The sequence below is a fragment of the Anabaena sp. CCY 0017 genome (genome assembly GCF_963920885.1).
Lineage (GTDB): Bacteria > Cyanobacteriota > Cyanobacteriia > Cyanobacteriales > Nostocaceae > Nodularia.
Genome location: NZ_CAWUDG010000002.1, coordinates 154,179 through 169,467 on the forward strand (window position 1 = coordinate 154,179; position 15,289 = coordinate 169,467).

At 39.6% G+C, this 15,289-nt stretch carries 9 protein-coding genes, 1 tRNA gene and 1 pseudogene; all 11 read left to right on the forward strand.

The genetic code is table 11. The features are described 5' to 3' along the window. The first annotated feature begins 2 nt into the window (after positions 1–2). The gene (locus ACM0OW_RS02945; protein ID WP_414548545.1) at positions 3–1,514 is read left to right on the forward strand and encodes a TM0106 family RecB-like putative nuclease; all 1,512 of its coding nucleotides are present in this window, start codon (positions 3–5) and stop codon (positions 1,512–1,514) included. Positions 1,515–1,692: 178 nt separating this feature from the next. After that, positions 1,693–2,715: pseudogene (locus tag ACM0OW_RS02950) on the forward strand (IS4 family transposase). A 358-nt stretch (positions 2,716–3,073) separates the two neighbouring features. Next, positions 3,074–4,336 carry an NAD(P)/FAD-dependent oxidoreductase gene (locus ACM0OW_RS02955; RefSeq protein ID WP_414548546.1) on the forward strand — a complete coding sequence of 421 codons (1,263 nt, stop codon included), beginning with the start codon at positions 3,074–3,076 and terminating at the stop codon, positions 4,334–4,336. A 59-nt stretch (positions 4,337–4,395) separates the two neighbouring features. Next, entirely contained in the window at positions 4,396–4,941 is a 546-nt protein-coding gene (locus ACM0OW_RS02960; RefSeq protein WP_414548547.1) for a DoxX family protein, read from the forward strand. Between the two features lie 361 nt (positions 4,942–5,302). Next, positions 5,303–6,487, forward strand: a complete 1,185-nt coding sequence (locus ACM0OW_RS02965; protein WP_414548548.1) for an esterase-like activity of phytase family protein — start codon at positions 5,303–5,305, stop codon at positions 6,485–6,487. 517 nt (positions 6,488–7,004) lie between these two features. Continuing rightward, on the forward strand, positions 7,005–8,603 hold the full coding sequence (locus ACM0OW_RS02970; protein WP_414548549.1) for a serine/threonine protein kinase: 1,599 nt from the start codon (positions 7,005–7,007) through the stop codon (positions 8,601–8,603). Positions 8,604–8,672: 69 nt separating this feature from the next. Further along, positions 8,673–10,190, forward strand: coding sequence for a serine/threonine protein kinase (locus tag ACM0OW_RS02975; protein WP_414548550.1), 1,518 nt, complete (start codon positions 8,673–8,675; stop codon positions 10,188–10,190). A gap of 126 nt (positions 10,191–10,316) precedes the next feature. After that, positions 10,317–10,390, forward strand: a tRNA-Asp gene (locus ACM0OW_RS02980). Between the two features lie 149 nt (positions 10,391–10,539). After that, positions 10,540–11,985 (forward strand): glutamate--tRNA ligase, encoded by a 1,446-nt coding sequence (gene gltX / locus ACM0OW_RS02985; protein WP_414548551.1) that lies wholly within the window; start codon positions 10,540–10,542, stop codon positions 11,983–11,985. A 240-nt stretch (positions 11,986–12,225) separates the two neighbouring features. Further along, the gene (locus ACM0OW_RS02990) at positions 12,226–12,720 is read left to right on the forward strand and encodes a hypothetical protein (protein WP_414548552.1); all 495 of its coding nucleotides are present in this window, start codon (positions 12,226–12,228) and stop codon (positions 12,718–12,720) included. A 380-nt stretch (positions 12,721–13,100) separates the two neighbouring features. Next, on the forward strand, positions 13,101–14,987 hold the full coding sequence (gene ftsH2, locus ACM0OW_RS02995; protein ID WP_414548553.1) for an ATP-dependent zinc metalloprotease FtsH2: 1,887 nt from the start codon (positions 13,101–13,103) through the stop codon (positions 14,985–14,987). Positions 14,988–15,289 lie beyond the last annotated feature (302 nt).

Consider the following 15,289-nt stretch of genomic DNA (forward strand, 5'->3'; position numbering starts at 1 on the left):
GAATGTTAATCAATGCTGAACACCTACTGCAATATCAACGCTGTAAACGCCGACCTGTTTTAGATACTTACGGCGATATACCTCAGCGTGAAGCTCCCAATGAGTTGCTACTCAAATTACAACAAGATAAAATCGCTCATCGTAAGAGTATTTTGGCAGAGTTGGGTTATTATCACAAACCAGATTACCCCAGTGGTAACTGGGAAGCAGGTCAAGCAGCGACTTTAGAATTAATGCAGCTTGGAGTTGAGTACATTTATCGCGGAGTGCTGTTAGCCAATTTCCAAGATTTGGCAGATCCAGAAAATCAAGATTTTTCGCCGTCCCTGGAATATCAAGGGTATACTCTCCTCAGCCGTCCTGATTTACTGGTAAAACAGCCAGGACAGTCACGTTTTGGCGATTGGATCTATGTGCCGGCAAATATCGAATTAGGTAAGCGTCCTAAGCAAGAATATCAAGTTGTGGCGGCGTTTCATGCTCAAGTATTGGCAGAGGTACAAGAAATTACGCCGGAAATAGCTTGGCTGGTGTTGCGTACCAAAGATAGGGACTATGCAGTGGATTTATCCAAATGGATACCAAAAATGCAGAGCATTTTGTGGGATTTTATCCAAGCATTAGAGTTACCAGAACCACCAGAAGTATTTATTTCCCGTCAGAAGTGCAATCTTTGCCATTGGTATAATCAATGTTATGCGATCGCGCAATCACAGCAACATCTTTCTTTGTTACCAGGAGTTACACCTGTTCGCTACAACCAACTCCAAGCTTTGTCTATCCACACAGTGGAATCTCTTGCTCATACCAGCCCTCTGATTTTAGAAAATCTTCCTGGATTTACCAGTTTAGTAGCACCCAAGCTGATAATACAAGCGAAATCTGTACTGCAAAGACGGCCGTTTATTTTACCTAGTCCTTTACCGACAGAGGATCTGACCTTTACGGCTCCGGTAGAGCTTTATTTTGATATTGAAGCACAGCCAGATTTGGATTTAGATTATCTTTTGGGAATTTTGGTAGTTGATAAGTTAGCCAAGACAGAAAAATTTTATTCCTTTCTAGCTGAAAAACCAGAGGACGAAGTATTAATTTGGCAGCAATTTTTAGATTTAGTTTGGCAATATCCCGAAGCACCAATTTATCATTTTTGTGTCTACGAATTGGATACAGTTAAACGCCTGGCAAAACTGTACAAAACTCCAAATTCTTCAGTGCGTCCTGTATTAAATCGGTTTGTGGATGTCTATGAACAATTAACCCAAAGCGTCGCCTTACCGATAGAAAGCTATGCCCTGAAAGCAATTGCTCGGTGGTTGGGTTTTGAGTGGCGGGAAAAAGAAGCTAGTGGTGCTAAATGTATTTACTGGTATGACCAATGGCTAGAAACAGGCGATCGCACTTTGCTAGATGTTATTCAAAGTTACAATGAAGATGATTGTCGTGCTACCCGTACTGTCAAGGATTGGCTAGTGGAATTTGTGCAAAATCAATCTAGTTGGCGGCTTTTTTGATTTTTTAAGTTAATAAAAATACTGTATTATTACTGCTGTAGCTGTAAAACTTATGTGTAAAAATAAGTAAAATACTTAACCTAAAAATCAGAAGTGCTGAATGTTAGTAAAATCCCTAAAAAAATAACCCCAAATATTACCATATTTGGGGTAAACAAAATAATATTTTGATTTAAAGATGATTATAAATTCATTTCCCAAAATTGTCAAAAATATCCTTAGCCCTTTACCCAAAAATGATTATCCGGTTTTGAATAGTCGCCTTTTCTTTGAGTGCTGGTTAGCTTATGCTCTGGATAATAGTTTGACCAGTATGCGGGATTTATTTAAACGATTAAACAATACAGGGGTTGACGTAGACATTTCCACTTTTTCCAAAGCTAATACTCATAGAAGTCTAAAACCATTCGAGAAAGTTTATCAGGATTAGAATCGATTAGTTAATGATAAAATCCCGAACAAACTGCACAATAAATATGCAATTTGTCCGATTGATTCAACCGTTATTACTTTGACAAGTAAATTATTGTGGTTTCTCGGTCACCATCAGGTAAAACTTTTTAGTTCCCTGAATTTGGCTACAGGAACTCCAGAAGATAACGTGATTAATTTTGGGCATAATCATGATTATAACTTTGGCTCCAAAATGATGTCTGGCTTACCAGAAAATGGCGTTGGAGTAATGGATAGAGGCTTTGCAGGTTTAAAATTTATTCAAGATTTAGTCCAAGAAAATAAATATTTTGTGATCCGAATTAAAAATAACTGGAAATTAGAGTTTCAGCCAGGGAGTGAATTGGTAAAAATTGGTTCTTCTCCTGATGCTCAAGCTTATAGGGTCATTAATTTTTGCGATTTAGAAACGAAAACTGAGTTTCGCTTAGTCACCAATTTACCTGCTATTGGAATTGCACCTGTTTCTGATGATGAAGTCAGGGATATTTATCGATTACGTTGGGGAGTTGAGTTGCTATGGAAGTTTTTAAAGATGCATCTAAAACTAGATAAATTAATTACCAAAAATGTCAACAGTATTACCATACAAATTTATGTCAGTTTAATAGCTTATCTAATTTTACAGCTTATATCTATTCCCCAACAATGGGGTAATAAATTATTAGACAAGTTTCGCTATCTACAAGCTTGTATGTGTCAACAAATCAGTTATGTTCATTGGTTTGAGAAGATCATGTTTTGTTGACTAATTTAGGCTTTGAGGACTTTGTGTAATTAATAATGTAAAGTTTTGTATCAGCATTCAACATTTCTGTGCGCTGAATTATGTAACGAACCGCGTTTTGATCATTAAAAACGAAGTCAATACTAATCCTTCCACAAGGGAGCATCCCAATTTGGTAAAAACATAGAAGACTGATGTAAAAAACCTATTAAACCCTTTTACCTTGGCGTTCTTTGCGTCTTGGCGGTTCGTTAAGTAAAAAAAGGGTTGAGCAGATAAAAAGTTCTACTTATAGTAGATTGTGATATTTTTTGTCTTGAGATAAAAATTAATATAGTTTATATAAATTTAAGCAACTAGGTAAATCAGGAGAGAAAATTTGAAAACTCCCCGCATTGTCATAGTTGGCGCTGGATTCGGTGGATTGCAAGTTGCCCAATCTTTAGCTAATTCTGGGGCAGATGTCTGTTTAATAGATCGCAATAACTATCACACCTTTGTACCACTACTATATCAGGTAGCCACAAGCCAGTTAGAACCAGAGTATATTGCTTACCCTATTCGCACGATTGTGCGGCGATTTTCTGGAAAACGACAACAGCACAAGCCCAAAACTCGATTTTTATGGGCGGATGTACAGCGCATTGATTTTTCCGCCCAGATTGTGGAGACAGATCGTTGTGCGATCGCTTATGATTTTCTCGTACTGGCTACTGGTAGCAAAACTCAGTATTTAGGAGTTACGGGTGCGTCAGAATATGCCTTCCCCATGAGAACTTTAGAAGCATCTGTCAGATTACGCAACCAAATTCTTACTTGTTTGGAACTAGCTAGCCAAGAATCTGATCCAGTTCTACGGGAACAATTACTAACATTTATCATTGTCGGTGGTGGTGCGACAGGCGTAGAAATGGCGGGTGCTTTGATAGAAATGCTACGTGGTAAATTCCGCCGGGATTATCCCACACTAGATTTACAGCAAGTCAGATTAATTTTAATCCAGTCAGGCGATCGCTTATTAGCCGAACTGCCTAAAAAACTGGGAGTCTATACTTACAAGCGGTTAAACCAGTTAGGTGTAGAAGTTTACCTGCAAACCAGAGTCAGCCAAGTCACAAAAGAATCTGTACACCTGCAAAACAACGAAGTCATTCCCACCGCAACAGTAATTTGGACTGCGGGGTTAGAAGCCAACTCTCCCGAAACATCAGAAGATATATCCACAGCCAAGAAAGAAAAATTACTAGTTCATCCCACCTTACAACTACTAGAACAACCCAACGTCTATGCTATTGGGGATTTGGCTTATATAGAGCAAAATGGTAAACCATTAGCTGGAGTTGCACCAGAAGCACTTCAGCAAGGTGTGACTGTCGCCCGAAATATTCAACAACAACTGCGCGGTAAATCACCAAAACCCTTTAATTACTTCAACAAAGGTAGATTAGCCATTATTGGCTGTTATTCTGGAGTAGGAAAAATTGGCAACTTTACATTTACAGGCTTTTTAGCTTGGGCGATGTGGTTAGGCGTTCATCTGGTATATTTACCTGGATACCGTAGTCGCTTGCTAGTTTTACTTAGTTGGCTTTATACCTACATATTAGGCGATCGCGCCGTGCGGTTAATTTTGCCCCTTTAAAACCTTGACACAGCAATCAAAATTTGCAATTGCCATTCATCATAGTTGGAGTTAAAGCAATGAATGATCAAAAAAATTACATTAGCCTCAAACCACAAGATATAGCGATCGCTTATTTATTGCTGCGAATTCTCATTGGTGTAAATTACTTTAATCATGGATTTACCCGCATTTTCGATATCCCCGGTTTTGCAGAAGGTATAGTTGAGCAACTGAAAGATTCTTATTTTCCCGAATTTATGGTAAGAATTAACTCTTACCTCGTTCCCCCAGTAGAGTTAATCGTGGGGGTATTAATTACCATCGGGTTAGCAACTCGTGGCTCTCTAATAGCCACATTTATCCTGATGATTATCTTAAAATTGGGCGTTACCTCAGTCCAAAACTGGGGTGCTGCGACATCCATGCTCAGTTACGCTCTGGTATTATTTATTTTACTAGCTGGACACAGTTTCGATATTTACTCAATCGACCACTGGAGAAAAAAGCAACAAACCAGTCCAGACTCAGGAATATCTAATCAACCGAATACAAACAATTTCTCTCTATTTTTCACCAAGTTTGGGAAAAAACGCCGCAGAAAGCATCGTTCCTACCTACGCTAGTTTTCCAACTCAAAAGTGAGATTTGTTTTAACTAATAGCAACCCGATAAAATAACGCCAACGTTGGGTTTTAAACAGTTAATAAGCTAGTTTAACATCTTACTTAAGTCCCCCTCCTCGCTTGCGCTACGGTGTACACACAAGTGATCTGATCCCCCTAAATCCCCCTAAACCCCTTCGGGGATGCGCCTTCGGCGTAGAAAAAGGGGGACTTTAAGAAATTTTCCCCCCTTCTCAAGGGGGGTTAGGGGGGATCGAAACGCTGTTAGGCAACTTGATAAGACTTGTGTGTACACGGTAGCCTCGCTTGCGGGGAGGGGCTAGGGGTGGGGTTTCCGAGAACGACTATTAAGCCAAACAATATGAAGCTAATTAAAAATTTGTTACTTTTTTCTATAATTATTTGCATCACGCTGACAATTATAACTGTTAGTTTTTTCTTTACAAATTCCTATACAAATGCTTTTGAAATTAGTAATATAGAATTTATTGGGGAAGCAACTTTATCAAAAAGGTTAAGTTTTCAAAATACAGAAATTGGTGGTTTATCTGGAATCACATACGATGAAAAAAATGATATTTATTATGCTATTTCTGATGACCGAGGACAAAAATCTCCGGATAGATTCTACACACTGAAAATAGACTTGAGTAAAGGTCTATTGCAAAATGGAGATGTTGTTCCTGTTGGTGTGACTACTCTTTTAAATCAAGATAATCAACCCTTTGCTCCGGGTGAAACCGATACAGAGGGAATTACTATCACTAACCGGGATACCGTCTTCATCTCTTCTGAAGGCGATGTTAAACAATTAATTAATCCTTTTATTAAAGAGTTCGCCCTTTCTTCTGGTAGAATACGCACCACATTACCCATACCAAATAAGTTTTTACCAGATAAAAACGGTAAGCAGGGTATCCAGAACAACTTAGCCTTTGAAAGTCTCAGCATTACACCTGACAATCAACATTTATTCACAGCCACAGAAAATGCTTTAATTCAAGACGGGCCAGCAGCTAAACCCAATCTTGGTACTTCTTGCCGAATTTTGCAATACAATCTGCTCACAAATTTACCAGAAAAGGAATTTTTGTACCAAACTGAACCAGTAGCAGAAATGTTAAATATAACTGGTAGGTTTGCTAGTGGTTTACCTGACTTACTAGCTTTAGATAATCAAGGACATTTCCTAAGTATAGAAAGGTCTTTTACAGGTGTAGGATTTGCTGTTTCCCTATTTCAGGTTTCCTTAGCAGGTGCTGATGAAATTCAGAATATCGATAGCCTTTTAGAATTTGACTCTCAAAAAATTAACCCAGTCAAGAAAAAATTGCTATTAGATTTGAGAAGCCTAGATGTATTATTAGACAATGTAGAAGGCTTAACCCTTGGCCCTTGGCTACCTGATGGACAGCGCTCATTAATTATGGTTAGTGATAACAATTTTAATTCACTGCAACGTAACCAAATTCTGGCTTTTAAAATCAAAATAGAATCACCAATATTCCGATTATTTCGTCGTTTAATTCGCAATTTACAGCGCTAAAAATTAATCATAAAGGGAGAGGCTAGCGCCTGCCGTAGTATGCCCGAAGGGCTGTAGCCAAAGTCAAGAAAGATAAGGAAGAAATGCTTACAGCTATTTTCAGGTAAATAGACCACACAGTAGGGGCGCAAGGCCTTGCGCCCTGACGACTTTATCGGGTTTTAGACAATTTACATTTTGTTATATAGTTGGGTTTATTCGTGCCTGCTTACCCCGGTTCATTAGTAACATCAGTGAATTTTCTCTTATGTTTTTGAAAGTTAATATGTTATACAAAGTTTAATATAGCCACCGTTATATCGCTAGTGTTCTTTGCTATACATTATGGCAACTCACACCCTGATGTCAAAGCGACACAGTAAGCACAACTATATGAGATGGTGATCCGCTAACCTTTTTCTGTCGCATTTGCGTTATTGCTTTTTTGTAAATAAGCCCTAATATTATTGGAAATTTTTACACATACTTGGTATGATTTGGAGTTGATCAATTATTCTATAGCGTAATATCTCCCAATATGGTCAATCCAGAAACCGAAAAAGACGTTTATATTGGAAAGTTTTTAAATAATCGCTATTTAATAAAAGATTTGATTGGCAAAGGGGGAATGGGCAGAGTTTACTTGGCAGAAGATTTAGCCAAGGGTCGCATACAAGTTGCCATAAAAATTCTGATCATGAGTTTAGACAATCAGAAAATATCCCAACGCTTTGCTAGAGAAATTTTTATTGGCGCTCAACTAGGCCGTAAAAGCAAAAATATTGTCCGTATTTTAAGTTATGGCATGACAGATGATAAAACTCCTTTTTATGTCATGGAATATCTTCAAGGTCAAAATTTGAAAAAAACCATTCAATTCCAACCATTAAATACAAAAAGATTTTTATATATTTGTTATCAAATTTGTTTGGGGTTACGATATGCTCACCAAGGTATTAGCCTTAAAGGTGAAATTTATCCGATTGTGCATCGAGATATTAAACCAGAAAATATATTTATTACTGAAGATGCTAAAAAAAGCGAAATTGTGCGGATTCTTGATTTTGGAATTGCCAAATTTTTAACTGAACGCAGTGGTATAACACTAACTGATTCTTTTATTGGTAGTTTACCTTACTGCTCTCCTGAACATATGGAAGGACGTAAATTAATCGATGTGCGCTCTGATATTTATAGTTTGGGCGTTTTGATGTTTGAAATGCTGACAGGTAAACATCCATTTAAAACAGAGACTAACTCTTTCGGTAGTTGGTATCAAGCTCATCACTTTCAAACACCACTAGGGTTTGAGGAAGTAAATTCACAGGTAAAAATACCTCTAAGATTACAAGAATTAATCTTAAAATGTTTAGCCAAACAAGTTAGCGATCGCCCGAAAAATGTAATTCAAATATTAGAAATTTTAAAACAAATTAAATTAGAAAATGTTAGCCATAATAGCGAAATTTTACGAAATTCATCTTCTGTACAATTAGTACCTATAAATTCAGGCTCAGAACAAGAGTGTTTACAAAAATCTTGGCCAAAACATAAACCAATTGCTGCTATTGGTTTTCCTCATTTATTACATAGCAATCAAGGTATTTTACCAACTTTTTGGGCAATGTTACCCCAACAAGAAATTTCCCAATTACTAGATAAAAGTCACAGCACAGAATTTATTGCTAAAATGAATATATACCCGATAATATTGTGGGTAACAGTGTTATGTGATGCCGAGTCTTCTCTGACACGCTGGTTATCTTTTTTCTTAGATATCAGAGATGACCGAGGACAAAAGATACTCAAACTTTTAGCAGATAAGGGCTATTATCATCTGCTATTTTTTGCAATGGAACAACCCAGACGTTGCGCCCATGTCATGACTTTGAATTTAAGTCCTAGTCAGCGTCAGCAACTTACTGATTGGCTCGCACTGAATCCAAAATCATATCAGTTAATTTCTTCCAGCCAAGCTAAAACCATTCTGAAAACAGAATACAAAAAATTAAAATTAGAAATACTCAAAAAAATGTCGGTAAATCCCCAGATTGAAAAAGAAGAATTTAAAACTTGGCTAACAATTTTTTTTGTGAAAATCATGCAAATTTTCTCGCGGACTTCAAAGAAATTATAAGCAATTAAAAAAAATATTTTTACCAAAATAGCTAATTTCAGAATATGAACGCAAAAGAGGTTAAAAAAAGTGAATCAAAGCGCATTTGCTTCTCCAAATAATACAGGTTTGCTGGCTAACCGTTATCAAATCTTAGAGTTAATTGCTAAAGGGGGAATGGGTGAAGTATTTTTAGCTGAAGATGTTTTACTAGGTGGAATACCAGTGGCAGTTAAGTTTCTTTCTCAAACTGTTTCCACTCCCAAAATGAAACAGGATTTTATTCATGAAGCTCTGATGAGTGCAGCATTGAGTCAAAGAAGTTTACATATAGTCAGGGCGCATGATTATGGTGTCAGTGAAGCTGGGAAACCTTTCTATGTTATGGAATATCTTAAAGGCAAGAGCTTAAAGGATTTAATTCCCATGCCTTTACCCAATTTTTTGACTCTGACACGTCAAATTTGCTTGGGTTTAAACTGCGCTCATCAAGGGATTGATTTTGAAGGACAAATTTATCCTTTAGTTCATAGAGATATTAAACCCGCTAATATATTAGTTGTTCCTGATCCCATATTAGGACAATTAGTGAAAATCCTGGATTTTGGCATAGCTAAATTTGTCAATTATGCCTCAACATTCAGCACAAATAAAGGATTTAATGGCACTCTGCCCTACTCTTCTCCTGAACAATTAGAAGGAGGAGAATTAGATAGTCGATCTGATATTTATAGTTTGGGTGTGGTGATGTTTGAAATGCTCACAGGTGCTAAACCTTGGCAGCCAGAAACAAATTTATTTGGGGCTTGGTATAAAGCACATCACTTTGAAGCACCACAAGCGATCGCAGATGTGAATCCCCAACTCAAACTACCTCAGCAACTCAATGATTTAATCATGGCTTGTCTGGAGAAAACACCAAGCGATCGCCCCCAAAATATGCAGGAAATATTACAAGTGTTGAACAGTGTAGATAAATCCATCACTCCTGATTATCCGGCAACTCCAGCCCCTGTATCAACCCCAAAAACACCTGTAGTCTCTGACTTACCCCTAGCCATAGAAAAAAAATGTTGGGAACTGACATGGCCTAAAGATAAACCCATTCAGGAAATTGTCTTTCCGCAAATTCTTGACATTGCACCCAAAAGTGTAACCACAATCTGCCTAATGTTGCCTCAAGAAGAGATCCATAAACGTGCAGTTTGTCAGATTCGCAACCAGTTTATTTGGATCACATCTCCCCATCCCATGCTGCTGTGGGTGACAGTAATTTATACTCCAGCCCTCGGTTTAAAGTGGTTGCCCTGTTACCTAAATATGCAAAATACCCAAAATCATCAACTGGTGTATGCATTAGCCGAACATGAACGTTACCCTGTGGTTTGCTTTACCTTGGAAGCACCCCATGACTGTGCCAACGTTCTTAGCAGTTACATAGATTTTAATCGGCGACAACTGTTGAAGACTTGGGTAGAACAAAGTAAAAGCCTACCGCCCTCATCGAAAGCTCATCTGAGCAAAAATCTGTTAAAGGAACAGTATAAACAGATGCAATCCCAAATACTACAACAAATGGCCGTGACTCCCCAGGCTGAGAAGTGCTAAGATATGCTTTGATTCTGAAATAGTAAAGTCGCTGAAAAAACGCCGAAATAAAAAAATTTCCTTTTTTCTCCCAAAAGACTTGACAAAGCCAAAGAAAAAAGCAACAATAGTAAAGTTGGAAATCAAGGGACTGTAGTTCAATTGGTTAGAGCACCGCCCTGTCACGGCGGAAGTTGCGGGTTCGAGCCCCGTCAGTCCCGTTCTAATTACGAGTAATAATTTTTTATTCCCCCGGCAGATGATAAATATCTGACTGGGGATATATATATAAGTCGTGATTCCTTTAACTCAGGATTCAGGGCTTAGTATAAGCTACATTTATCGTGCTTTGTGAAAGAGAGAATTAATTGTGACTGTTAGAGTCCGTATTGCACCAAGTCCAACTGGTAATTTACATATTGGTACAGCCAGAACTGCTGTATTTAACTGGTTATTTGCCCGCCACCACGGTGGTCAGTTTATTTTACGCGTTGAAGACACAGATTTAGAACGATCGCGTCCCGAATATACGGAAAATATTCTGGCTGGTTTTCGCTGGCTGGGGTTGAATTGGGATGAAGGCCCCTTTTTCCAATCTCAACGCCTGGATATGTATAAAGAGGCGGTAGAAAAACTTTTAGAACAAGGTTTAGCTTATCGCTGCTATACAACCTCAGAAGAACTAGAAACACTCCGAGAAAGACAAAAAACCAGAAACGAAGCCCCCCGCTACGACAACCGCCACCGTCACCTGACACCAGAACAAGAAGCAGCCTTCAAAGCCGAAGGACGCAGCTGTGTAATTCGGTTCAAAATTGCTGATGAGCGAGAAATTATCTGGAATGACCTAGTAAGGGGAAGCATGACTTGGCGAGGTAGTGATCTTGGTGGTGATATGGTGATCGCCCGCGCCTCAGAAACAGGTATTGGTCAACCCTTGTACAACTTTGTAGTTGTGATTGATGACATCGATATGCAAATTACCCATGTCATTCGGGGAGAAGACCACATCGCCAACACCGCCAAGCAAATTCTGTTATATGAAGCTTTAGGCGCAAAAATTCCCGAATTTGCCCACACGCCTTTGATTTTGAATATGGAAGGGCGTAAGCTTTCTAAACGGGATGGAGTTACTTCTATTTCGGATTTTCAGAAGTTGGGCTTTACTGCTGAAGGTTTAGTAAATTACATGACTTTGCTGGGTTGGTCGCCCCCAGACTCTACTGAGGAAATCTTTACTTTAGAAACCGCAGCAAAAAACTTTAGCTTTGAGCGTGTGAATAAAGCCGGGGCTAAATTTGACTGGGCTAAATTGGATTGGTTAAATAGTCAGTATCTGCATAGTATGCCCATAGATAAACTGACAGATTCAATCATTCCCTTTTGGCAAGAGGCTAGATTTACATTTGAGGGTGGACGAGAACGCCCCTGGTTAGAGCAGTTAGTGACTTTAATCAGCCAGAGTTTAACTCGTCTGGTAGATGCTGTAGACATGACTCAACCTTTCTTCACCGAAACAGTGGAGTTTACCGAAGAAGGTAGGGAACAACTGCAAAAAGAAGGTTCATCTGTTGCACTTCAGGCAATTCTCACAGCCTTAGAAAGTCAACCCGAATTTTCCGAAGCAACCGCCCAAGAGGTGATTAAACAGGTAGTCAAAGAGCAAAAACTCAAGAAAGGCTTAGTGATGCGATCGCTTCGAGCCGCTTTAACTGGAGATGTTCATGGCCCTGACCTCATTCAATCCTGGTTACTACTGAATCAGATTAGTTTAGACAAGCCACGTTTAAATAAAGCGATCGCTGCCGCAAATTAGCGTTCAATAGATATCACCTACAAAGAATGTAGAGACGTTGTATACAACGTCTCTACAAAGGTTCTATCCCTTTTCCTCTTCCCAACTCCCAGCATTCAAAGTCACAGAAAATTATTGACTATTTACTCATGAATTATCGCTAGCACCGCATATACAATGGTCAGTCAATTTCGCTAATTCTGGGAACTTGCTGTGTAAAATTCGTGTCTTGCAAAACACTGAGCAACTTATGTAACCGCAATGTCAAAAATAGCGCTAAACCAAGGGATAAGATTATCGTTGATGATAGTTACGCTCGGCATCACATCGGGAATTCATGCCGTAGCTGATGCTCAACAAGCATCACCAATATTTGGAGACATTACTATCAAACGACAATTTTCTCCAGATCCTTTGACTATTCGGGGCATGAGTGGCGGCTCAGTACCAGGGAGTAAAGTGGCTGGGCGGTCTAAAACACCCACTGGCCCCTGTACTGGATTTGTGGATGAAACCCCAGGACACACATTAAAATTAACCAGTGGATTTGATTATCTGAAGCTAGTGGTACAAAGTCCTCAAGACACCACCATGATTGTCAAAGGCCCTGGTGGTACTTGGTGCAATGACGATTATGAGGGCAAAAATCCTGGCATAGTGGGGGAATGGCTACCGGGAAATTATCAAATTTGGCTGGGTTCATACGAAAAAGACAAGTATTTTCCCTATACGTTACAAATTACGCAAGTTAAGTAAAGACGTAAGACACGCAATTTATCGCGTCTTTACAAGAAAGATGAGGGAGACAAAAAAAGCAAATCTCCATTCCTCACCAGAATTCAGGAAATTTTTAAGTAATGTAAAAATGCTGCAATGACGGCGGGATAGTTATTGTGGCTATTTTACCTGTTTTTTCGTATCCTCGGCTCCTTCTCTTCTGGTGCAAAGTTGTATTAAAATTAAGTTAACTTTAATTAAGATACTTTTTGACATCGCAGTAATGCCCTAATGGCTCTATAGCGATCTACGATCAAAGATCAGATTAAACAAAATGACACACCTAATCTAGACACAGGTGATAACATCATCAGTTTTTAGAGATGGTTAATTGTATTGGCATCTAGAGGCAAATTAAAATGAAATTCTCCTGGAGAGTCGCAGTACTCTGGACATTGCCTGCTTTGGTAATTGGCTTTTTCTTCTGGCAAGGCGCTTTTGCTGGCGCTCCTGCTGACATGAGTAGAAATGCAGCCAACACCCGCATGACCTATGGTCGCTTTCTGGAATACTTGGACGCTAACCGTGTTACCAGTGTTGATCTGTATGAAGGCGGTAGAACGGCAATTGTCGAAGCAAACGATCAAGATATCGAAAATCGTATCCAACGGTGGCGGGTGGACTTGCCAATTAATTCTCCTGAGTTAATTACCAAGCTCAAAGAAAAAAACATTAGTTTTGATGCCCACCCCATGCGTAATGATGGCGCTATCTGGGGACTATTGGGGAATCTCATTTTTCCAATCTTATTGATTACTGGATTGTTCTTTTTGTTCCGTCGCTCTAGCAATATGCCCGGTGGCCCTGGTCAAGCGATGAACTTTGGCAAGTCTAAGGCGCGTTTCCAAATGGAAGCCAAAACCGGAGTCAAATTTGACGACGTAGCAGGTATTGAAGAAGCTAAAGAAGAACTGCAAGAAGTTGTTACTTTCCTGAAACAGCCAGAAAGGTTTACTGCTGTAGGCGCACGCATTCCTAAAGGGGTGTTATTAATTGGACCTCCAGGAACTGGTAAAACTTTACTAGCTAAAGCCATCTCTGGGGAAGCTGGTGTACCTTTCTTCAGTATTTCTGGTTCAGAATTTGTAGAAATGTTCGTTGGTGTGGGTGCTTCCCGTGTCCGCGATTTGTTCAAGAAAGCTAAAGATAACGCGCCCTGTATCATCTTTATAGATGAAATTGACGCGGTGGGACGACAAAGAGGCGCTGGTATTGGTGGCGGTAATGACGAAAGAGAGCAAACTCTCAACCAATTACTCACCGAAATGGATGGTTTTGAAGGCAATACAGGGATTATTATTATCGCTGCGACCAACCGTCCTGACGTATTAGACTCAGCTTTATTGCGTCCCGGTCGTTTTGACCGTCAAATTGGTGTTGACGCACCTGATATTAAAGGACGTTTGGAAGTCTTACAAGTTCACGCCCGGAATAAGAAGCTTGACCCTAGTGTATCGTTAGAAGCGATCGCGCGTCGAACTCCTGGTTTCACAGGTGCTGATTTAGCCAACTTGCTCAACGAAGCCGCAATTCTCACCGCTAGAAGACGCAAAGAAGGTATCACCATTCGCGAAATTGATGATGCGGTGGATAGAGTTGTCGCTGGTATGGAAGGTACTCCATTGGTAGACAGCAAGAGCAAGCGCTTGATTGCTTACCATGAAGTCGGACACGCTTTAGTCGGGACTTTGTTAAAAGAACATGACCCCGTACAGAAAGTTACTCTCATCCCACGCGGACAAGCACAGGGTTTAACTTGGTTTACTCCCGATGAAGAACAAGGGTTAATTTCTCGTTCTCAACTCAAAGCCAGAATTACTGGTGCTTTAGGTGGACGCGCTGCTGAAGAAATCGTATTTGGCGCTGCGGAAGTCACAACCGGCGCAGGTGGAGATTTGCAGCAGTTATCAGGAATGGCTCGCCAAATGGTGACTCGGTTCGGAATGTCCGACTTAGGGCCACTATCACTGGAAAGCCAACAAGGTGAAGTATTCTTGGGTCGTGATTGGACAACTCGTTCTGAATATTCGGAATCCATTGCAGCTCGAATTGATGCTCAAGTCCGCGAAATTGTAGAAAAGTGTTACGACAACGCTAAACAAATTATGCGTGACAATCGCACAGTCTGCGATCGCCTAGTAGATTTGCTCATCGAAAAAGAAACCATTGACGGCGAAGAATTCCGCCAAATTGTCGCTGAATACGCTGAAGTACCTGAGAAAAATCAGTTTGTACCACAACTGTAAGGTTCTAAATTGAATTTGAGATTAATGGGGATGGTATCAACCATCCCTATTTTTTTTAATCAATGTTAATAAATTTACGGTTGTCTCTAATAAGGGATCTATATAACGTTCAATACAGTTCAGTTAAGCATTTCTTCCTTCTCATTCTTCACTTGGTGTCCTTCTCCCAAAGGGAGGGGCTAGCGCCAAGGCGTACTTGGCGGTATGCGCTGCGCGCACGCTACGCGAACGTTAAAAAAAATGACCTAAACGAAGAGTTTGAATCTTAACTGAACCGTATTGCTATATAACGTTCAATACTT